General features: G+C 73.5%; 19 protein-coding genes. 8 read left to right on the forward strand and 11 right to left on the reverse strand.

The features are described from left to right. Positions 1-120: 120 nt before the first annotated feature. Positions 121-1,470 (forward strand): serine protease, encoded by a 1,350-nt coding sequence (locus AB0M79_RS11530; protein ID WP_364211154.1) that lies wholly within the window; start codon positions 121-123, stop codon positions 1,468-1,470. A 9-nt stretch (positions 1,471-1,479) separates the two neighbouring features. Continuing rightward, positions 1,480-2,265 (forward strand): phosphatase PAP2 family protein, encoded by a 786-nt coding sequence (locus AB0M79_RS11535; protein ID WP_364211157.1) that lies wholly within the window; start codon positions 1,480-1,482, stop codon positions 2,263-2,265. 25 nt (positions 2,266-2,290) lie between these two features. Here AB0M79_RS11535 and nagA read toward each other — a convergent pair whose 3' ends face one another. From nagA to AB0M79_RS11550, 3 genes are all read right to left on the reverse strand, one after another. Next, positions 2,291-3,397: an N-acetylglucosamine-6-phosphate deacetylase gene (gene nagA / locus AB0M79_RS11540; RefSeq protein ID WP_364211160.1), complete on the reverse strand. Its 1,107-nt coding sequence runs from the start codon at positions 3,395-3,397 to the stop codon at positions 2,291-2,293. Beyond that, complete coding sequence (locus AB0M79_RS11545) at positions 3,394-4,269, reverse strand: ROK family protein (RefSeq protein ID WP_364211918.1); 876 nt, start codon at positions 4,267-4,269, stop codon at positions 3,394-3,396. The genes nagA and AB0M79_RS11545 overlap by 4 nt, the downstream gene beginning before the upstream one ends. Before the next feature lie 189 nt (positions 4,270-4,458). After that, positions 4,459-5,388, reverse strand: a complete 930-nt coding sequence (locus AB0M79_RS11550) for a sugar isomerase (protein ID WP_364211163.1) — start codon at positions 5,386-5,388, stop codon at positions 4,459-4,461. Positions 5,389-5,611: 223 nt separating this feature from the next. On the opposite strand from AB0M79_RS11550, the gene AB0M79_RS11555 reads away from it, so the two are divergent. The 4 genes from AB0M79_RS11555 (at position 5,612) to AB0M79_RS11570 (ending at position 9,086) form a co-directional block, all read left to right on the forward strand. Then, entirely contained in the window at positions 5,612-6,397 is a 786-nt protein-coding gene (locus AB0M79_RS11555) for a DeoR/GlpR family DNA-binding transcription regulator (protein ID WP_364211166.1), read from the forward strand. Positions 6,398-6,584: 187 nt separating this feature from the next. Then, positions 6,585-7,517, forward strand: a complete 933-nt coding sequence (locus tag AB0M79_RS11560; protein WP_364211921.1) for an ATP-binding cassette domain-containing protein — start codon at positions 6,585-6,587, stop codon at positions 7,515-7,517. Continuing rightward, entirely contained in the window at positions 7,514-8,527 is a 1,014-nt protein-coding gene (locus AB0M79_RS11565; RefSeq protein ID WP_364211169.1) for an ABC transporter permease subunit, read from the forward strand. Before AB0M79_RS11560 ends, AB0M79_RS11565 begins: the two co-directional genes overlap by 4 nt. Before the next feature lie 130 nt (positions 8,528-8,657). Then, a complete protein-coding gene (locus AB0M79_RS11570) occupies positions 8,658-9,086 on the forward strand; it encodes a DUF3263 domain-containing protein (protein WP_364211172.1) in 429 nt (142 codons plus the stop codon). 23 nt (positions 9,087-9,109) lie between these two features. Here the strand turns inward: AB0M79_RS11570 and AB0M79_RS11575 are convergent, their stop codons facing one another. Then, the gene (locus AB0M79_RS11575; protein ID WP_357535447.1) at positions 9,110-9,322 is read right to left on the reverse strand and encodes a hypothetical protein; all 213 of its coding nucleotides are present in this window, start codon (positions 9,320-9,322) and stop codon (positions 9,110-9,112) included. Between the two features lie 297 nt (positions 9,323-9,619). On the opposite strand from AB0M79_RS11575, the gene AB0M79_RS11580 reads away from it, so the two are divergent. Then, on the forward strand, positions 9,620-10,852 hold the full coding sequence (locus tag AB0M79_RS11580) for an ice-binding family protein (RefSeq protein ID WP_364211175.1): 1,233 nt from the start codon (positions 9,620-9,622) through the stop codon (positions 10,850-10,852). Positions 10,853-10,872: 20 nt separating this feature from the next. Here the strand turns inward: AB0M79_RS11580 and AB0M79_RS11585 are convergent, their stop codons facing one another. Then, positions 10,873-13,170 carry an AAA family ATPase gene (locus tag AB0M79_RS11585; protein WP_364211178.1) on the reverse strand — a complete coding sequence of 766 codons (2,298 nt, stop codon included), beginning with the start codon at positions 13,168-13,170 and terminating at the stop codon, positions 10,873-10,875. 157 nt (positions 13,171-13,327) lie between these two features. Between AB0M79_RS11585 and AB0M79_RS11590 the strand changes: the two genes are divergently transcribed. Next, positions 13,328-13,927 (forward strand): hypothetical protein, encoded by a 600-nt coding sequence (locus AB0M79_RS11590; RefSeq protein ID WP_364211181.1) that lies wholly within the window; start codon positions 13,328-13,330, stop codon positions 13,925-13,927. A 22-nt stretch (positions 13,928-13,949) separates the two neighbouring features. On the opposite strand, the gene AB0M79_RS11595 is transcribed toward AB0M79_RS11590, so the two are convergent. The 6 genes from AB0M79_RS11595 to AB0M79_RS11620 are packed head-to-tail and all read right to left on the reverse strand — an operon-like array spanning position 13,950 to position 20,032. Beyond that, complete coding sequence (locus AB0M79_RS11595) at positions 13,950-14,414, reverse strand: hypothetical protein (protein ID WP_357535454.1); 465 nt, start codon at positions 14,412-14,414, stop codon at positions 13,950-13,952. A gap of 38 nt (positions 14,415-14,452) precedes the next feature. Then, positions 14,453-15,256 carry an ATP/GTP-binding protein gene (locus AB0M79_RS11600; protein ID WP_364211184.1) on the reverse strand — a complete coding sequence of 268 codons (804 nt, stop codon included), beginning with the start codon at positions 15,254-15,256 and terminating at the stop codon, positions 14,453-14,455. After that, positions 15,234-15,713, reverse strand: a complete 480-nt coding sequence (locus tag AB0M79_RS11605; RefSeq protein ID WP_364211187.1) for a DUF742 domain-containing protein — start codon at positions 15,711-15,713, stop codon at positions 15,234-15,236. The genes AB0M79_RS11600 and AB0M79_RS11605 overlap by 23 nt, the downstream gene beginning before the upstream one ends. Further along, positions 15,710-16,189 (reverse strand): roadblock/LC7 domain-containing protein, encoded by a 480-nt coding sequence (locus AB0M79_RS11610; protein ID WP_357535458.1) that lies wholly within the window; start codon positions 16,187-16,189, stop codon positions 15,710-15,712. The genes AB0M79_RS11605 and AB0M79_RS11610 overlap by 4 nt, the downstream gene beginning before the upstream one ends. Continuing rightward, positions 16,186-18,822 (reverse strand): nitrate- and nitrite sensing domain-containing protein, encoded by a 2,637-nt coding sequence (locus AB0M79_RS11615; RefSeq protein WP_364211190.1) that lies wholly within the window; start codon positions 18,820-18,822, stop codon positions 16,186-16,188. Before AB0M79_RS11615 ends, AB0M79_RS11610 begins: the two co-directional genes overlap by 4 nt. Beyond that, complete coding sequence (locus tag AB0M79_RS11620; RefSeq protein ID WP_364211193.1) at positions 18,809-20,032, reverse strand: hypothetical protein; 1,224 nt, start codon at positions 20,030-20,032, stop codon at positions 18,809-18,811. Before AB0M79_RS11620 ends, AB0M79_RS11615 begins: the two co-directional genes overlap by 14 nt. Positions 20,033-20,035 lie beyond the last annotated feature (3 nt).

Below are 20,035 nucleotides of genomic sequence, written 5' to 3' on the forward strand. Positions count from 1 at the left end.
TCGCCGCCTGGCGTGGCTCGTTACACAGTGGCGAGATCACCGGCTTTGTGGCATCTGACGGTTTTTGCCGTCGGCATGTCGCGCACAGGACACACGGGAGACACAGGTATGCGGCGGACGGTGGCATGGGTTGTCGGAGCGTGCACGGTGGTGGCACTGGCCGGGGTGGCGGCGGCGGTGGGGCAGCCCGCCGAGCGGCCGACCTGGTCGGGCACGGAGACGTCCGCCACCGGTACGCCCGACCCGGCCGACCGGGTCGAGGAGGACCCGCCGCTCCCCGAGCCGGACCGCGCGGCCACCGCCCCAGCCGGGCGCGACCGGACGGCGCCGCCCACCGGCCGCGACGAGAACACCTCCGCGCCCGCCGGCCGGGACCGGATCGGCACCCTGAAGACCGTCGACCGGGTGCTCGGCTACCTCGACGGGGACACCTCCACCACACTGCGCTACCCGGGCGCCGACTACGTCAAGGTGCACTTCGACCGGCTCCTGATGCTGCCCGGCGACCACGTCACGGTGGCCAGCCCGGACGGCACCGAGGTGCACCGCATCGACGGCGACCCGGTCGGCGGGGTGGTCGACGCGCTGCGCGCCTCGCCGGCCGGCCGCTGGGCGATGTCGGTCTCCGGCGACACCGCCGTGGTCACCCTGCACCGGGCCCGCCCCGACCTGCTCGGCCTCGGCTCCCGGCTGGCCGGGCTCGGCGTCGGCATCGACCGGGTCGCGCACGGCCTCACCGCCGCCGACCGGGAGAGCGCGGCAGCGGCGCCCGGCGCCGCCGGGCCCGGCCGGGAGGAGAGCGTCTGCGGCCGCAACGACTCCCGCGACGCGATCTGCTACCGGTCCAGCGACCCGGTCGCGTACGAGCGCTCGAAGGCGGTCGCCCGGCTGCTCATCAACGGCACCGAACTGTGCACGGCGTGGCGGCTCGGCCCCACCAACCGGATGATGACCAACCACCACTGCTTCACCAGCTCCGAAGAGGCGTACCAGACCGAGGTGTGGTTCAACTACCAGTGCGCGGCCTGCGGCGGCTACGAGGTGTTCCGGAGCACGAAGGTGTGGGGCGACCGGGTGCTGAGCACCGACCGGACGCTCGACTACACGCTGTTCACCGTCGAGGACTTCCCGGCCGTGGAGAAGTTCGGTTACCTCGAACTCGACCTGCGCCGGCCGGCCCGTGGCACCGAGCTCTACATCCCGCAGCACCCGGGCGGCGACCCGACCGTGATCGCGATGTCCAGCGACCGGGACGCCAACGGCACCTGCGCCGTCGACAACCCGAGCTACGACGGCTACGGGACCGCGTCCGACATCTCCTACCACTGCGACACCGAGGGCGGCTCGTCCGGTTCACCGGTCATCTCCCGGGCCAGCGACAAGGTCATCGCGCTGCACCACTTCGGCGGCTGCCCCAACTCCGGGGTCCGCATCGATCTGATCCACGAGCGGATCCGCCAGCACCTGTAGCCTGGCTGCGTGCAGTTGACCCGGACGGTACGGCAGATCGCCGGGCTCACCCCGCGCCCGGTCCGGCCGGCCGGCTGGTGGCTCGACGGGGTGCTGCTCGTCGCCACGGCGGCCCTGACGCTCGCCCTGGCGAACGGGTTGTTCCTCGACACCGACATCGCCGTACGGGACTGGGTCGACTCGCACCGGCCGGAGGCGGCGTACTGGACCGCCCGGGTCTTCAACTTCCTCGGCCAGGGCGGTTGGCTGCTGATGCCGGTGGCCGGCCTGCTCGCCGCCGCGCTGGCCTGGCGGTCCCGGTCGGTGCGGCCGGCACTCGTCTTCGCCGGCGGGTTCCTGATCACGTACGCGACGATCGGGCCGATGAAGCTGCTGCTGCACCGCGGCTACCCGCACAACGAGGACGTCGCGCACCCGGAGCGGCTGTTCAGCGACCCGACCGAACACGCCTATCCATCCGGGCACGTCGCCAACGCCATCGTCTGGTACGGCGTCATCACCCTGCTGCTCGCCGGCCTGCTCCGGCACCTCCACCGGCCGGACGTCTCCCCGGCGGTCTACCGCACGATCCGGGTGGCGCCCCCGGCGATCGTCTTCTGCACCACGACCTACCTCGGCTTCCACTGGATCACCGATTCGATCGCCGGATTCCTGCTCGGCCTCCTGCTCTCCCGCCTGCTCAGCCGGGTGCCCTGGGACGACCTCCCGCTGCCGGCGCTGCCCAACGGGTTCGACCGGCCGGCGATCTTCAACCAGCCGGCCGCACCCGTGGAGAAGCCCACACCGGTCTCCTGACCCGGCCCGGTGCCGGGCGTACCGGTCAGATCCAGGCGCCGGCGCGCATCACCCGGACCACCCGCAGTTCGTCGTCGAGCACCACCAGGTCGGCGCGGCGGCCCGGGACCAGCGCCCCGACCCGGTCGTCGACCCCGATCGCCCGGGCCGGCGTGGTCGCCGCCATCCGGACCGCGTCGACCATCGACACCCCCGCACCCACCGCCTGGCGCAGCGCCGCGTCCATGGTCAGCGTCGACCCGGCGATCGACCCGTCGCGGGTCAGCCGGGCCACCCGGTCGGCGACCGTCACCGACTGCCCGCCGAGTTCGTACTCGCCGTCCGCCATCCCGGCGGCGGCCATCGCGTCGGTGATCAGCACCGCCCGGTCCGGGCCGGCGGTCTGCGCCGCGAACGCCAGCGTGCCGTCGTGCAGGTGCACCCCGTCGGCGACCAGCTCACAGAACACGTTCGGCGCCCCGAGCAGGGCGAAGACCGGCCCCGGCTCGCGGTGGTGCGGCTGGCGCATGCCGTTGAAGAGATGGGTGCCGACGCAGGCGCCGGCCGCGACCGCCGCCAGCGTCTGCTCGTACGTCGCGTCGGTGTGCCCGACCGCCGCCACGATCCCGTGCGAGACCAGCAGCTTCACCGCCTCCAGCGCCCCGTCCCGCTCCGGCGCGAGGGTGACCATCCGCAGCGTGCCGCCGCTCAACTCGATCAACTCGGTGAGTTCGTCGGCCGACGGGTCACGCAGGAACTCGGGATTCTGCGCACCGCAGCGCACCGTCGACAGGTACGGCCCCTCGTAGTGCACCCCGGCCAGCACACCCTCGCGGACCAGCGGCGTGAACGCCGCCGTCGCCGCCCGCATCAGCTCGTACGACGAACTGACCAGGCTGGCCAGCAGCGTCGTCGTACCGTGCGCCAGGTGGAACGCCGCCGCGCCGCGCGCCGCGTCGACGTCGCCGGTCGTGAACGTGTGCCCGCCGCCGCCGTGGGTGTGGATGTCGACGAACCCCGGCACGATCCAGTGCCCGTCACGCACGCTCGGGTATTCGGCGACCGCGTTGATCCGGTCGCCGGCGACCTCCACGCAGCCCTGCCGGATCACGCCGTTCGGCGTCACCACCTTGCCACTGACGCGTACGGTCACGGAGCCTCCAGAGTGTCGAGGGCGAGCAGGGCGGCCCCGATGCAGCCGGCCTCGTCGCCGAGAGTGGCGCGAACCAGTCGTGGCTCGCGGTGGAAGGTCAGCCGCTGGCGCAGGGCGGCGCGCAGCGGGTCGAGCAGGCCGGCGCCGGCCTCGGCGAGTCCACCGCCGAGCACCACCACCGCCGGGTCGAACAGGGCCTGGGCGACGAGCAGGCCGTCGGCCAGCGCCTCGACGGTCTCCCGCCACACCTTCGCGGCGACCGGATCACCCGCGACGGCACCGGCGGCCACCTGGGCCGCGGTCGCCGGCGTACCGGAGAACTCGGTGTAGCGCCGGCCGACCGCCGCCGCCGACGCGATCGACTCCAGGCAGCCGTACTGCCCGCAGCCGCAGCGCAGGCCGCCGGGGCGTACGACGATGTGGCCCAGTTCGCCGGCGGCGCCGTGCGCCCCCGCGAACGCCGACCCGCCGACCACGTGGGCGGCGGCGATGCCGGTGCCGATCGCGACGAACAGCACGTGGTCGCTGCCCTGCCCGGAACCGAGCCGGGCCTCGGCGATGCCGCCGACCCGCACGTCGTGGCCGAGCGCCGCCGGCCGCCCCAGGCGCGCCGCCACCAGGTCCCGCAGCGGTACGTCACGGAAGCCGACGTTCGCCGACCAGCGGGCCACGCCGGCGGCCTCGTCGACGACCCCGGGTACGGCCACCCCGGCCGCCACCACCTCGAGCCCGTCGGCCCGCGCCTTGTCCGCCAGCCCTTCGGCGACGTCGAGGATGGTGCCGATCACCGCCTCCGGGCCCCGGTCGGCGCCGGTCGGGTGCCGTTCGGTGTGGTGCACCCGGCCGTCGGGCCGGACCAGCGCACACTTCATCCCGGTGCCCCCGACGTCGAGCGCGACGACGGCGGTTCCGGTCACGGTGTCCCCTCGCTGCGCTCGGTGCCACCGTGCTTTGTGCTGAGCCCGATGGCGACCTCGCTGCGCTCGGTCACGCTGCCCCCTCGCCGCGCCCGGTGCCACCGTGCCTTGTACTGAGCCCGATGGTGACCTCGCTCCGCTCGGTCACGTGAGAACGACGGAGCGGGTCAGGTGGCGGGGTGCGTCCGGGTCGAGACCGCGGCTGGTGGCCAGCGCGACCGCGAACCGCTGGGCCAGGATCAGGTCGGCCATCGGGTCCAGCGGCTTGCGCCCGGCGACCCACCGGCCGAGTACGGAGTGGACCCCGCTGGTCCGGCTGTGGACGAACGCCGCACCGGTGGCCTCGACGTCGAGCGAGAGCCCGTCGGGGATTTCGCCGAACGCCCACACCGCACGGCCGGGCGCCGCGATCGAGATGGGGCCGTGCCGGTAGTCCATCGCCGGATAGGCCTCGGCCCAGAAGGTGGCCGCCTCCCGGCACTTCAGCGCTGCCTCGTGGGCGAGCCCGATCGTCCAGCCCCGGCCGAGGAAGGTGGCCTGCTCGATGCGGGCCGGGTCGATCGGCAGCGGTGCCCGTACGGCCACCTCGGCGTCGGCGGCCGCGGCCGACAGGTTTTCGCCGAGGCTGGTGCGCAGCAGCGCGAGGGCGCTGGTGGCGAAGCGGGTCTGCACGACCGACCGTTCGTCGGCGAACGGAATCGGCACCGTGTCGGTGGCCACGTCGACCACCGGCGATGCCGGGTCGCCGACGACGACCGACGTCGGGCAGGTGCCGTGCAGGTCGTTGAGCAGGTCGAGTACCTCGGTGGTGGTGCCGGACCGGGTGATCGCGAGCACCCGGTCGTAACGTCGGCCGACCGGGAACTCGGACGCGGGGAAGGCGTCGGTCTCGCCGTGGCCGGCCCGCTCGCGTAGGCCCGCGTACGCCATCGCCATGAACCACGAGGTGCCGCAGCCGACCACGGCGACCCGTTCGCCCCGGCGGGGAAGCGCGTCGGTGGACGTTGCGGCGACCTCGGCGGCCTGGCGCCAGCAGTCGGGTTGGCTCGCGATCTCCGTGTCGACGTAAGCCATGGAAGCACTCCTTTGCCGAGACCACTGCGCGCCGGACGGTGGCGCACCGAACCCTGCTGCTTGATACGGCTCGGTACGAGGGTCTTTCGAGCGTCATTGTGCGCGAAGTTTCCGGGGCCTGGCAACCATGTGACGAGATCGCGCACCCTGCGGGCTTTGCGTGGCGCAGTTTCGCGCACTATCGTGCACGCAACTGCTCACCGTTCGTGCAGAGAGGCATTCCGTGGACCGGTACGCGCGCTGGAACGCCCTGCTCGAACTGCTCACCGAGAGCGGTCGGGTGAGCGTCGAGGACGCGGCCGAACGGCTCGACGTCTCGCAGGCCACCATCCGGCGTGACTTCGACCAGCTCGCGCAGCAGCAGATGATCACGCGTACCCGGGGTGGCGCGGTCGCCAACGGTGTCTCCTACGACCTGCCGCTGCGCTACAAGACGGCCAAGCACTCCGCGGAGAAGCAGCGCATCGGCGCCGCCGCCGCCGGGCTGGTCTCGCCCGGCATGGTGGTCGGTCTCAACGGCGGCACGACGACCACCGAGGTCGCCCGGGCGCTCGCCGTACGCGCCGACCTGAACACCAGCGCCGACGGCGCGCAGCTGACCGTCGTGACCAACGCGCTCAACATCGCCAACGAGTTGCTGGTCCGGTCGCGGATGAAGGTCGTCGTAGCCGGCGGCGTCGTACGGCCGCAGTCGTTCGAGCTGGTCGGGCCGCTCGGCGGGGCGCTGCTGCGCGAGGTCACCCTCGACGTGGCGCTGCTCGGGGTCGACGCGATCGACGTACACCTCGGCGCGGCGGCCCACCACGAGGGTGAGGCGTCCATGAACGCCCTCATGGTCGCCCGCGCGAAGCGGGTCGTGATCATCGCCGACTCGTCGAAGCTGGGCGGGCACGCCTTCGCCCGGATCTGCGCGATCGAGCGGGTGGAGACCCTGGTCACCGATTCGGGGGCCGACCCGGTGACGGTCGAGGCGTTCCGGGCCGCCGGGCTGACGGTCATCTGCGCCTGACGGCCTACCTTTCTGTCCCCTGTCCGGGGAAGGGTGAGCGTGGCTTGTGCATACCGAGTATGGTGCCCACGTCATCGGAACCGAGGCGGGGAGGCCGAACTTGGTCGCCGTACTGGAAATAGAAGGTCTACGAAAGACGTACCGGAGCAGACGCCACGGCGTCCGCCAGGCGCTGGACGGGTTCGACATGCTGGTCGAAGCCGGTCAGGTGCACGGCTTCCTCGGCCCGAACGGGTCGGGCAAGACCACCACCCTGCGCACCCTGCTGGGGCTCATCCGGGCGAACGGTGGCCGGATGAGCATCCTCGGTCACGAGGTGCCGGCGGCGCTGCCGGCCGTCGCCGGCCAGGTCGGCGCGATCGTCGAGAGTCCGCAGTTCTTCCCGTTCTTCAGCGCCAGCGACACCCTGTCGCTACTCGCCGACGCCGGCGGGGTGGCCCAGACCCGGGTGGCCGAGGTGCTCGAACTGGTCGGCCTGCGGGACCGGGCCGGTGAGCGGGTCAAGACCTATTCGCTGGGCATGAAGCAGCGGCTCGCGGTCGCCTCCGCCCTGCTGAAGAACCCGAAGCTGCTGATCCTCGACGAGCCCGCGAACGGCCTCGACCCCGGCGGCATCCGGGAGATGCGGTCGCTGATGGCCAACCTCGCCAGGTTCGGCATGACCGTCGTGCTGTCCAGCCACATCCTCGGCGAGGTGCAGCAGATCTGCGACTCGGTCACCATCATCTCCCGCGGCCGCCGGGTCGCGGCCGGGCCGGTCGCCGAGGTGCTCGCGCAGCACTCCGCCACCGAGATCCGGGTCCGCCTGGAGGCCGTCACCGACCTGCCGATCGCCGCCGACCTGCTCACCCGGGCCGGCGCGCAGGTCACCACCTACCGTGACCACCTCATGGTGGGCGGGATCGACAAGCCGGCCAGGGTGACCCGGGTGCTGGCCGAGAGCGACTTCTTCGTCAGTGAACTGACCCCGCTCACCGTCGACCTGGAGAGCGTCTTCCTCGAACTGACCGCCACCGCACCGGTGCCCGGCCAGAACCGGCAGGTCGACCAGTCCGTGGTGGTGGGGCCGGCCGGCGCGGCCGACGCCGGGGCGCCGAGCAAGGGAGCGTGGGGGGTATGAGCCTCGCGAAGGCGGAGTTCCGCCGGTTGTTCAAGCGCCGGGTGACCCGGCTGATGCTGGTCCTGATGGTGCTCGGGCTCGGCGCCATCGTGGTCTCGTTCTCCCTGGCCAGCCAGCCGACCGGCCCGGCGCAGCGCGCCGCCGCCGAGGCCAAGGCCCAACAGCAGTACGAGGAACAGGTTCGCTACCACCAGGAGTCGGTGGCCGACTGCGAGGCGGCGCAGGCGCGGGGCGAGAACACCGACGACCGCTACCCGCCGGACTGCGGCCGCGATTACGCGCCCCAGCGCGACCAGTTCATGGCCGAGTGGTTCCTGCCCTACCAGTTCGACTTCAAAGCCGAGTTCGGCATCTTCGTCTCGGTGTTCGCCGGGATCGTCGCCCTGTTCGGGTTCATCGTCGGCGCGTCGTACGTCGGCGCCGAGTGGAACACCGGCGGCATGATGAACCTGCTGCTCTGGCGGCCCCGGCGGCTGCCGGTCCTGCTCACCAAGCTCGGTGTGCTGCTCGGCAGCGTGCTCGGGATCAGCGCCGTACTCGGTGCCCTGTGGACGGTCGCGTTCTGGCTCATCGGCAAGTTCGACGGCACGGTCGCGGGGATGACCGGTGGCACCTGGCAGTCGCTCGCGATCACCGGTGCCCGGGGGATCGGTCTGGTGCTGGCGGTCACCGCCGTCGCGTTCGGCCTCGCCTCGCTGGGCCGGCACACCGCGATGGCGCTCGGTGCCGCGGTCGGGATCGGCGTGGTGAGCGAGATCGGGCTCCGGATCGCGCTGAACATCGTCGGCGTGTCCTTCCCCGACCGGTTCGTGCTGTCGAGCTACGCGGTGGCCTGGTTCAACAAGTCGTACACGCTCTTCGACTGGAACTCGTGCCAGTTCACGATGGGCGCGTGCGAGCCGGCGGAGTGGGTGGTCACCTGGCAGCAGTCGGCCGTGCTGTTCGGCGTCGGACTGGTGGCGGTTCTCGGCGCGGCACTGTGGACAATGCGTAGTCGAGACATCACCTGAGAGTATTCTTGGTGGCGTGGGGCGGGGTCCGGAACCCGCCCCACCTGGGCGTCTGGTGCGCGGTGCGCGGCCGGCGGCTAGGCTGGTGAGTCCGTTCGCACATCAGTGCCACCGACGCCCGGGGGGCGCTATGAAGTCATCCGCCTCCGGCGCCATGAAGTCGTCCGCCTCCGGCGGCAGGAAACCGTCCGCCTCCGACGCCCCGGACCTCCGGCCGGCGGACGACGCGGCCGAACCGGCCGGCGTGCCTGGTCCCGACGGGCCGGCGGGTGCGGGCGATGCCACCGGGGCCGGTGCCCCGCCGGACGGGGCGGCGCGGCCCGAGGTTCCGCCGCTGACCGACCGCGAGCTGCAGGTCCTCGCCTTCGAGCAGAAGTGGTGGAAACACGCCGGCTCGAAGGAGCAGGCGATCCGCGACGCGTTCGACCTGTCGGCGACCCGTTATTACCAGATCCTCAACGGGCTGCTCGACAACCCGGCCGCGCTTGCCGCCGCCCCGGTGCTCGTCGCCCGGCTCCGCCGGCTGCGCTCCACGCGGGCCCGCACCCGCCGGCGCTGATCATCTGCCGGTTCGGCGCGGGCTCACTTCTCGTACGTGCGCAGCCCGTTGCCGAGCGCGATGAACGTCGGGGCCCATTCGCCGATGAAGATGCCCCACCGGTCGGCGCGGTCGATGCCCGCCGACTCGAGTTTGCGGGAGCAGGCCCAGCTCAGAAACGACAGGCCGATGCTCGCGATGCCCGCCATGTAGCAGTGTTCGGCCCGAAGGCCGGCTTCGTGCAGTCGCTCCAACATCCGCGGTGAACCCTTCGGTCGTGGAAACGGCGCCCAGTGGCGGAACATCACCCGGTGCGATGTCCCAGTGGTGGACCCGCTGGTGCCACTCGGCTTCACGCTACATTCGGTCACCATCCGACTTCGGTCGGTCGTGAGAATGCTTCGTGATGTGTCGCCCCGGTGGTCTTCGCCGGGGCGACCAGGTTTGACCGACAGACGTACGGGGAGCCCGTCGGTGGTCCGGCACCGCCCGCCAGGCACCGGTGGGCGATCGCGAGGGTGGGCCAAGCCATCCGACACCGAATGGGATATCCGATGACAGTCAACGCTGCGCTCCGGGCACGCGCCCGCCGTGGCCTGAGAGGGCTGGGTCTGGTCCTCTGCGGCACGTTCGCCTCCGGCGTGGTCCTCGCGCCGTCGCCCGCGTACGCGGCCAACGGGCCGGTCCCGCTCGGCGCGGCCGACCGCTATGCCGTACTGGCCGGGGAAACGGTGAACAACGTCGGCAACTCCGTGATCGGCGGTGATCTCGGCGTGGCACCCGGCGAGACGCTGACCGGATTCCCGCCCGGGGTCGTCAACGGCGAACGGCATCCCAACGACGAGTCGGCCCAGCACGCCCAACGCGACCTGGCGAGCGCGTATGACGACGCGAGCAACCGGGTGTCGACCGACCCGACCGGCACCGAGCTGGGCGGCAAGACGCTCGCGCCCGGCGTCTACACGTCGACCGACGCGGTGGCGCTCACCGGCACGCTCACCCTCGACGCCCGGGGCGACGCGAACGCGGTCTTCGTCTTCCAACTGGCGACCACCCTGGTCACCGGCGCGGACAGCCAGGTGCGGGTGGTCAACTCGCCCCGGCCGCTGTGCAACGTCTACTGGAAGGTCGGTACGTCGGCCACGTTGGGCTCCGACACCGAGTTCGTCGGCGTCATCATGGCGCTCGACTCGGTCAGCCTCAACCCCGGTGCCCGGGTCACACCCGGCGCGGTGCTGGCCCGCGACGGCGCGGTCACCCTCGACGAGAACACCGTGAACCGGGCGAGCTGCCTTCCGGCCGCGTCGCCGGGTGCGTCGGGCGTGCCGGGTCGACCCACGCCGTCGGTGTCCCCGTCTCCCTCACCGTCGGTGTCGCCCTCGCCCTCGCCTTCGCCGAGCCCGTCACCGTCGCCGTCCTCGCCGAGCCCGTCACCGTCCTCGTCGTCACCGAGCCCGTCACCGTCGAGCCCGTCGCCGTCCTCCCCGAGTCCGTCGATCTCGTCGCCTTCGCCGAGCCCGTCCCCGGCGGGGCCCACACCGACCCAAGCTCCGGCATCGCCGGCCGAACCACCCGCACCGCCGGCTCCGGCCCAGCCCGAACAGCCGCCCGTCCAGCCCGAGCAGCCGGCCCAGCCCGAACAGCCCGTCGTGCCGGAAGAGCCGGTCCTGCCTGAGCAACCCGTCGTGCCGGAACAGCCGGTGATGCCGGCGGAACCGGGACAACCGGGGGCGCCCGGGCCGGCGGCCCCGGCCGTACCGAACTTCGAGGTGCCGCAGGGGCCGTGACCGGGCGGCCCGGCGCCGGGTCAGCGGGCCGAGTGCTTGTCGGCGTAGTTGGCCAGCCAGGCGACCTGGGCCGGGTCGAGCGAGGGGCGTACCCGTGCGCGGGCCGCGGCGACGTGCGCGGCGGTGACCGTCGACGCCTCCAGTGACTGGCGCATCGCCGCCAGCGCCGCCTCGCGGACCAGGGCCGCGCAGTCGGCGGCCGAGAACCCGTCGAGTTCGGTGCCGAGTTCGGCCAGGTCGACGTCGTCGGCGAGCGGCACCGTCCGGGCCGACGCCCGCAGGATCTCGGCCCGGGCGTCGGCGTCCGGCGGCGGGACGTACACCAGGCGTTCCAGCCGGCCGGGGCGCAGCAGGGCGGGGTCGATCAGGTCGGGCCGGTTGGTCGCCCCGATCACCACCACGTTGCGCAGGGACTCGACCCCGTCGAGTTCGGTGAGCAGGGCGGCGACGACCCGGTCGGTGGTGCCGCCGTCGGTGGCCTGACCGCGTACAGGGGCCAGCGCGTCGACCTCGTCGAGGAAGACCAGCGTCGGGGCGGCCTCCCGGGCCCGGCGGAACAGTTCCCGGACGGCCCGCTCGCTCTCGCCGACCCACTTGGAGAGCACCTCGGCGCCCTTGACCGACAGCACGTTGGCCTTGCCGGTGCCGGCGAGCGCGGTCACCAGGAAGGTCTTGCCGCAGCCGGGCGGCCCGTAGAGGAGCACGCCGCGCGGCGGCCGGACACCGAGCCGGGCGAACGTGTCGGGATAGGTCAGCGGCCACAGCACCGATTCGGTGAGCGTCTCCTTGACCTCGACCATGTCGCCGACGTCGTCCAGCGTGACGGTCGCTATGTCCAGGGTGGACGAACCCATCGACGTCGGCCGGACCACCTCCAGGGCGGCCTCGAAGTCGGCCATCGCCACCGCCGGGGAGGGCGCCTCCTTCTGGCGCAGCGCCGCCCGCACGCCGGCCTCGCGGGCCAGCGCGGCCAGGTCGGCCGCGACGAACCCGGGCGTACGGCCGGCGACGTCGTCCAGCCGTACGTCGTCGGCGAGCGGCATGCCCCGGGTCAGTACGGTCAACTGTTCGCGGCGCAGCGCGTTGTCCGGCAGCGCCACGGTGATCTGCACGGCGAGCAGGTCGGGGGAGCGCAGCCCGACGTCGACCGACTCCGGGTGACTGGTGGTGCAGACGACGGCCGCCCCGGCGGCGACCGTCTCGGCGAGCAGTTGCCGGAACACGGTCGCCAGCGGGCCGGGCTGGTCGCGGGGGACCAGCGCGTCCACGTCGGAGACCAGCAGCACCGCCGGGCCGCCGGAGCGGACCGAGGCGGCGGCCTCCCGCAGCCGGCGGGCGGCGGCGTCGTTGGTCAGCGCGGCGATCTCGGGCGCCCACAGCGCCACCAGCCGGGCGCCGACGGCGGCGCTCACGGCCCGTACGAGGGCGGTCTTGCCCGATCCGGCGGGGCCGCTGACCAGCACGCCGAGCGACACGGTGGTGCCGAGCCGGCCGAGCACCTCCCGGTGGTGGAACCCGAGGTCGAGCAGTTCGGTGAGTTCGTGCGCCTGGGCGCGCAGGCCGGGCAGGTCGTCGACGCTGGGCGCCTCGACCTCGTCGACGGCGGCCGGCGCCGGGGCACCGCCGCCGGCGGGCGTCGTGGCGTACGGCGAACCGCCGGTGCCCCGGCCGGCACCGGCCACCGGCCCGCCACCGACGGCCAGCCGGCCCGCGGCCGCGGCGCCGGGCATGTTGCCGTGGGTGACCTGGCCGCCCTGCCAGCCGACGCTGGTGTCCATGGTGACCAGTGCGGCCTGCGCCGGCTCGGCGGCGGCGACGGTGAGCAGGGTGCTGGTCCAGGCGTACCCGACGGTGTTGGCCAGGCTGCGGCGGGCGGCCTCGACCAGGGCGCGGGCCGTGGCGTCGGGCAGCACGTCCTGGGGCAGCAGCGACACGTCGTCGCCCTCGGTGACGACCTTGCCGAGCAGGGCGAGGCGGAGCATCTCCGGGCTGACCGCGGCGACGATCTCCGGCGGGCCGGCGAGCGTCACCCGCCGGGCCGGTACGACCGGGGTGGGCGCGACGGTGACCTGGCCGCCGTCGCGCAGCCCGAGGTTGCCGAGGATGAGGTCGTCGGCGTAGAGCAGGGCGCGGCTGGCGGTGTGCTCGGCGCGGGCGGCGATCCCGGCGGTCACCCGGCGGCCGGACAACCGCACCGGATCGCCCGGGTGGAGCCCGAGGGCGGTGAGCACCTCCGGGTGCAGGCGGACGATGCCGCGGCGGGCGTCGAGCGCGGCCGGCCGTAGGCTCGCGGTGAGGGTGAGGTCGTGATCCGCCACCCGCCGAGACTATCCGGCCCGGGGTGCCCCGGGCCGTACGGCGGCCGGTGTGCCGTACGGCCCGGGTCGCCGCCCCGCCGTCCGGACGCGGCGGGATGGTGCCCGAACAGGCGCTGGTGCCCGACTGGCCGGGGGCTCACACTCGCGGAGGACTTTCGTGAGATCGCCGGGAGGCTCGAAGATGATGCAGCGTCGCGCGCTGGTGGCCCTGGCCGTCGTGGGCGGGCTGGCCCTCGCCGGGTGCACCGGCGACGACGAGCCGGGCCCGACGATCGGGTCGGCGGCGCCGGATGGCGCGGCGGGCCCGACCCGGCCGGCCGTCGACAGCGACATCAGCCCGAAGGGGATGGGACCCTACCTGGTCGGCGTCAAGCTCGCTGACCTCCAGACCGCCGGCCTGGTCGGTGACACCGAGAAGGCCGAGGGCTGCCCCGACCTGGCCCTCGGCAAGGGGCTGCCGGACTACGCGGTGCCGGCGCTGGCCTTCGACGACGGCCAGTTGGTGCACCTGACCGTGAGCACCCCGGCGGTGCGTACGACCGAGGGTGGCCGGGTGGCGATGACCCGCGCCGAGGTCGAGGCCAACCACCCGGACGGCCGGCAGGTGGCCGGCCGGGCCGGGGCATCCGGATGGTTGGTGACCGAGGACGCCAACGGCCTGCTCTTCCGGTTCGACGGCGAAAACCGGGTGGAGTCGATCGAGGCGGGCGACTCGGCGGCGCTCCAGCGGAGGTTCACCAGCGGCCGGGAGTGCTGACCGGCGCCGGTGAACCCGCCGGTCACCGTTCGTTCTCGTAGCCGTCCAGCAGCGACGGGTCGCTGCGGATGAGTTCGGCCAGCCGGGCGGCCGACCGGCCGGTCGCGGCGCTGTCGGCCGGTCCGGTCCACGGCTGCCCGGTGCCGGCCGGCCAGGCCGGTGGCGCGGCCGTCGCGGCGCCGGGTGCGTGCGTGGCCGCCGGCGCACGGACGTCCGTGGTGGCCGGCCCGACGGTGACGGTCACCTCGCCGGCGGTCCACTGCACGCGCAGCAGGGCGGCGGACGCGCCGGTGTGCACCGACAGGGTGACGGCCATGTCCGGGTGCCGGGATACGACCTCCCGTACGGCCGCGGTCACCTCGTCCGCGGGCGTGGGCCCGGCGGGTGGCGGCGGCTCGGGGGCGGGCGGCGCTTCGGCCGCCAGCCGGCGCTTCAGTTCGTCGCGCCGCGCCAACCGGGCGAGCGCGTCGTCCAGTTCACCCCTCATCCGGTGTCACCTTTCTCGTCCGCGTCCCGACCACCTCGTCAGGACTTCTTCTCCTTGACCGCCCGGTCCAGGGCGCGGTCCAGGACAACCAGCAGAGCGTCGCGTACGGACAGCCGGTCCCGTGCGTCGAACGTCAGCAGCGGGACGTGTCGTCCGATCGCGAGCGCCCATCTCACCTGTTCGAGATCATGCGCCACGCGTCCGTCGAACGCGTTGACGGCCACCACGAACGGCAGCCGGGCGCGTTCGAAATAATCGACGGCCGGGTAGCAGTCGTCCAGCCGGGAACTGTCGACGACCACCAGCGCCCCGAGCGCGCCGCGGACCAGGTCGTCCCACATGAAGCCGAAGCGGGCCTGCCCCGGGGTGCCGAAGAGATAGAGCTTCAGGCTGTGGTCGATCGTGACGCAGCCGAAGTCCATGGCGACGGTGGTGGTCGTCTTCGCCGAGCGGCTGCCCGGATCGTCGACGCCGATGCCGGCCGAGGTCATCTCCGCCTCGGTGGTCAGCGGGTCGATCTCGGAGATCGCGCCGACGGTCGTGGTCTTGCCGACCCCGAACCCGCCCGCGATGACGATCTTGACTGGGATGGGTGGGGTGGCCCGGCGGCCGCCGGCCGGCGGTGCCGCCGTCCCGATCCGGGGTGCCGGCCGGTCGGCGGGTGCGCCGTGACGCGGCGGCCCGCCCGGCCGGGGCGCGGCCGGGTCGGCGTCGCCGGCGGCTTCGAGCCGCCCGGTCGAACCGTCCTGGATCGCCGGGCCGTAGCCGGTGGTGTGCCCACGTGGCGTGCCGTAGATGGTGGAGCCGGCCCGTGGCCGGTCAGGAGATCGCACGGAGTCCATGGATCACTCGCAGAATCGTCTCGGGATCGTATGGGTCCGCCACGTCGGCGGTGTGTACGTCGAGATGGCCGGCCGCGCTCAGGTCGCCGACCAGGACCCGGGTGACGCCCAGGTGCAGTCGCAGCCGGGCCGAGATCTCGGCGACCGACAGCGGCACGGCGCACAGGTCGACGATCGCCTGAAGCTCCGGGGCCAGACTCGCCAGCGGCGGGGCGGTCCAGGCCACCCCGCCGAGCCGGGCGGTCACCTGCGTCTCCAGGCCGATCGCCGGATCGGTGCTGTTCACCCGGCCGGCGGTCAGCACGAACGGGCGCAGCCCGCCCGGCACGACCGGGGCGGTCTCGGCCCGGCCGGTCGTGGCCTCCGGATCCGGCGCGGGTTCCGGTGCCGACCCGCGCAGGTACGGACGTACCCGGAAGGACGGCTCCGGCACCTCGTCGCCGGCGGACGGGGTCATGACTGGACGGAGTTCTTCAGTTCGACGATCAGTCGCGGTGTCAGGGCGCTGCCGGCCCGGCTGGCGAACAGGGTCATCTCGTACGCCACCGTGCCCAGGTTGGCCGACCGGTCGGCGATGACGCCGAGCACCGAGCCGCTGCTGATCGACGCGACCAGCAGGTAGCCGTCGGCCATGTCGACGATCACCCGGTTGAGCGGCCCCAGGGAGTACCAGCTCGCTGCCCCGCCGGCCAGGCTGGTCATGCCGGAGACGACGGCGGCCAGCCGCTCCGCGTTCGACCGGTCCTTGATCGCCGACATCGCCATCAGCAGGCCGTCGGACGACACCGCGATGGCCTCCAGCACCCCGGCGGTGGTCGACGTGAACGAGTCGAGTAGCCAGTTGAACGTCTTCGCCTCGGGACTCAGCTGTCCGGCCGTACCCGGCCGGGAATCCTGGCGTTCCACGCTCTCGTGGATGAAGGGGCTGCTCATCGTGGTGATCCCTCTTCGCTGCGGTGTTCTGAACTGACCTCACGCAGTGCGCGTTCCACGCCGGACTCGAACTGCGTGACGAGATGACGTACTTCTTCCGGGTCGAGCGGCCGGTGCGCCTGCGGGGCCCGGTGCCGGACCGCCACCGGCGGCAGGCGCAGGCTCGCCCCGGGGATCCGCTGGGTCAGGACGGTCGTACCCGCTCCCTGCTGCTCGGCCCGCCGTACGCCGGACTCGAACTCCTCGACCAGAGCCCGCACGGTCAGCGGGTCGGCCGGCGCGGGCGGTGCCGCGGGCGGGCCGCCGACCGAGACGGGCAGTTGCGCGCCGGGCACCCGCTGCCGCAGCACCTGACCGGCCGGGGTGGTGGCCGGTGGCCGGGCGGGCGGCTCGTCCGCCGTCGACGCTGCGGCGGACCGGCCGGCCACGGCGGGTGCCAGCCCGGGGAGCGGTGCGGGTTCGGCCGGCGGTGCGGGTTCGTCGGCGGCGGGTACCGGGGCGGCGAACGCGTTCCACGGCTGCCCGGACTCCAGCGACCGGCTGGCCCGGGTCAGCGCGGCCGGGTCGAACAGCCCCGCGCCGGCCGGGATACGTCCGGCCCGGTCCGGCCGGCGGCTGGAGGTCCGGGCGGGCAGCCCGTCGGACGTCAGCGCGGGCGCCGCCGGCAGCGCGCCGGCCGGCCGCAGCTGTGCGGCCGGCAGCGCCTTGGCGCCCGCCGTGCCGGGCCGGGCCGCCACGACCAGCGGCGGTTCCGGCCGGGTGACGGGGGTCGGCACCGGACGGCCGGTCACCAGCAGCCGGGCGGCAATGTCGACGTCGGCGGTGACACCGCCGCCGGGGGTGGGGCTCAGCGCGACGTCCAGCCCGTGCCGACGGGCCAGCCGGCCGACCACGAAGAGACCGAGGAGTTCGGTCGGCACCAGGTCGAGCCGTTCGCGCCGGGTGATCCGGGCGTTCTCCTCCGCCATCCGCTCCGGCGACATGCCGATCCCGTGGTCGATGACGGTGACCCGTACGCCGTCGTCGCGCGGTTGCGCGGTGACGCTGACCCGGGTGTGCGGCGGCGAGAACGACGTGGCGTTCTCCATCAGTTCGGCGAGCGCCAGCACGAGGTCGCCGATGGCACCCGGCGCGACCAGCACCTCCGGCGGCACCCGTACGTCGACCCGCGGGTAGTCCTCGATCTCGCCGAGCGCCAGCCGTACGACGTTCGCCAGCGGCAGCGGGGCGACGTACCCGTCGGCGCCGGTCGAGCCGGAGAGCACGACCAGGCTGCTGGCGCTGCGGCGTAGCCGGCTGGAGACGTGGTCGAGCCGGTAGAGGTTCTGCAGCCGGGTCGGGTCGGTCTCGTCGTGTTCGAGCCGGTCGATCAGCGCGATCTGCCGGCCGACCAGGTTCTGGGTACGCCGTCCGACGTGCCCGAACATCTGCGCCACGTTGCGCCGGCTGGCCACCTGCCGTTCGACCAGCCGGGTGGCGGTGCCCTGGACCCGTTCGAAGGCCCGCGCCAGGTCGCCGATCTCGTCGCGGGCGTCGACGTCGACGGGGTCGAGGCGCACCTGCTCCACGACCTCGCTCTCCTCGTCGGAGATCCGGACGAGTTCGGCCTCGGCGACCCGGGCGACGCGGTCGGCGGACTGGGTGAGCCGGGTCAGCGGCCGGGCCACCGCCCGGGCGACGCCGGTGCTGAGCAGCACCACCGCGGCGAGCACCAGCAGGGCGAGGGCGCCGATGCCGTACGCGAGGAGGAGTTCGGTCTGCTGGCGTGCGGTGACCTCGCCGAGGACGTCGGTGATGATCTTCTGTTCGACGAACTGGCCGAGGGTGATCAGCGACTCGACGGCCGGGAAGAGCGTGGCGAGTTCGAGGCCGGCGATGGCGCCCTGCGGGTCGGTGCCGAAGGTGTCGAGGAAGTCGGGGCTGGTCCGGGCCCCGGCCGCGACCTCGACCAGCTGGTACAGCTCGTTCTGCTCGGCGCTGGCGTAGAGGCCGAACCGGCCGATCGAGACCTGGAGGGCGGCCATGTTGGCGATGTAGGCCGTGATCGCGCCGGCGTTCTTCGTGCCGACCACGACCACGAGCCAGCTCGCGCCCGCGCTGATGCCCTCGTCGGCGCGCAGTACGGCGTCGAGCGCGACCACCTGCCGGCCCTCGTCGGCGGCGGTGTCGATTCCGTCGAGCAGCCGCAGCGAGTCGACGAGCCGCTGGTTGAGCGCCGAATAGCCGGCCATGATCGCATCCGGGCTGGCGGTGCGGTCGAGCACGTTGGCGCGCAGGTCGGCGAGGTACTGGACCCCGTCGACCGCCTCGGCGACCCGTTCGGGTGGCGTGCCCTCGTAGTCCGCGGCCAGGTCGGCGACCCGGTCGCCGACCTGTGCCGTCTGCAGTAGCAGGCGGGACCGGTCGACGACGCCGAGCAGATACCCGATCGACAGCAGTCGTTCCCGTTGCAGATCCTGCACCAGGGTGCCGATGTGACCGGCGAGGCGCACCGAGCGGGCGGTGTCGGCGGCCCGGCCGGCCTGGGTCACCTGGTCGACGACCATCGGTACGGCGAGACCGGCGAGGCTGAGCAGCGGAACGATCAGCAGCAGGGCCAGCTTGCCCCGGATGCGCAGCCTACCGAGCAGCACCGCTGTGCTCCCACTGCTTCGGCGCCGGGGCGGTGTCGGCCGGGGTCGGGTGGCCGGGACCGGGGGGTTCCGGCGTGCCGCCGGGCCAGTGCCTCGCCACCGCGCCCGCCCGGCCGGCGGGTGCCGGGTCGCCGGCCGGACCGGACGGTCCGGCACCGGGCGCGGGCGGGGCGGTGCTGCCGCGGTGGCGGCCGGCGGCGACCAGGAAGACCAGGAGCGGAGCGTGGCCGATCAGGAAGAGGGCCACGCCGGCCGCGACCGTCACCAGGCGGGCGGTGCCGAGGCCGTCGACACGGGCTTCGAGCAACTGGTCGATCTCGGTGAGTACGGTCGCCGACAGCGCCGCCGCGGCGGCGTGCACGACCACCCGGGCGGCGGCGACGGCCGCCGGGTCGGGCAGCGCGTCGCCGGTGTTCGGGTTGCCGGTGTCCAGGGTGGCGGCGGCGCCGAGCGCCTCCACCGCCTGCTGGTAGGCGTCGAGTTCACCGAGCAGGTTGCCGCCGAGGGTGCCGCTGTCCGTGCTGTCGACGGCGAGCTGGAGGTTGGTGACCAGGTCGTGGGCGGGGTCGAGGACCTCGGCCCGGGCGTTGCTCAGCTCGCCCGCGGTGCGGACCAGTTCGGCCTGTGGCCGGACGGCGGCGAGCACCGCCAGGTCGGCGAGCCGGCCGGCGGCGACGACCGACTCGGGCAGTTCCTCGCCGGCGCTGTCCTGGAGCTGATAACTGTCCGGGTCGGGATCGCGGACCAGGCCGGAGGTGTCCCGAACCTTGGCGTACAGGGCGAGCAGCAGGTCGGTGGCCTCGGTGTACGCCGTGTACGTGGCCTCCGGGTAGGTGTGGCTCCGGTCGGACAGCGATTCGATCTTGGCCCGTACGCCGGCCCACCGTTCGTGGGTGCGCAGTTCGGTGCCGAGCCGGGCGTCGACCGTGCCGCCCTCGGCGACGGCCCGGTTGAGCGCGTCGCGGGGCACCGGCTGGCCGGCCACCGCGGCCGACTGGGCGTCGACGAGCGTGAGGGTGATCTGTCCGAGCGCCCGCAGGTATTCGACCCCGGCGCGTTCCCGTTCGGCGAACGCCGCCTTCTCGTCGGTCCCGCGCCATGCCTGTACGGAGAGGACGAGGGTGGGCACCAGCAGCGTCACCGCGAGTAGCAGGCGCGGGAGCAGTCCCGACATCCGCCGGTCGGGCGACCGCTCTGCTGGAAGTGTCATCGT

Source organism: Polymorphospora sp. NPDC051019 (assembly GCF_040683055.1).
Taxonomy (GTDB): Bacteria; Actinomycetota; Actinomycetes; order Mycobacteriales; family Micromonosporaceae; genus Polymorphospora; species Polymorphospora lycopeni.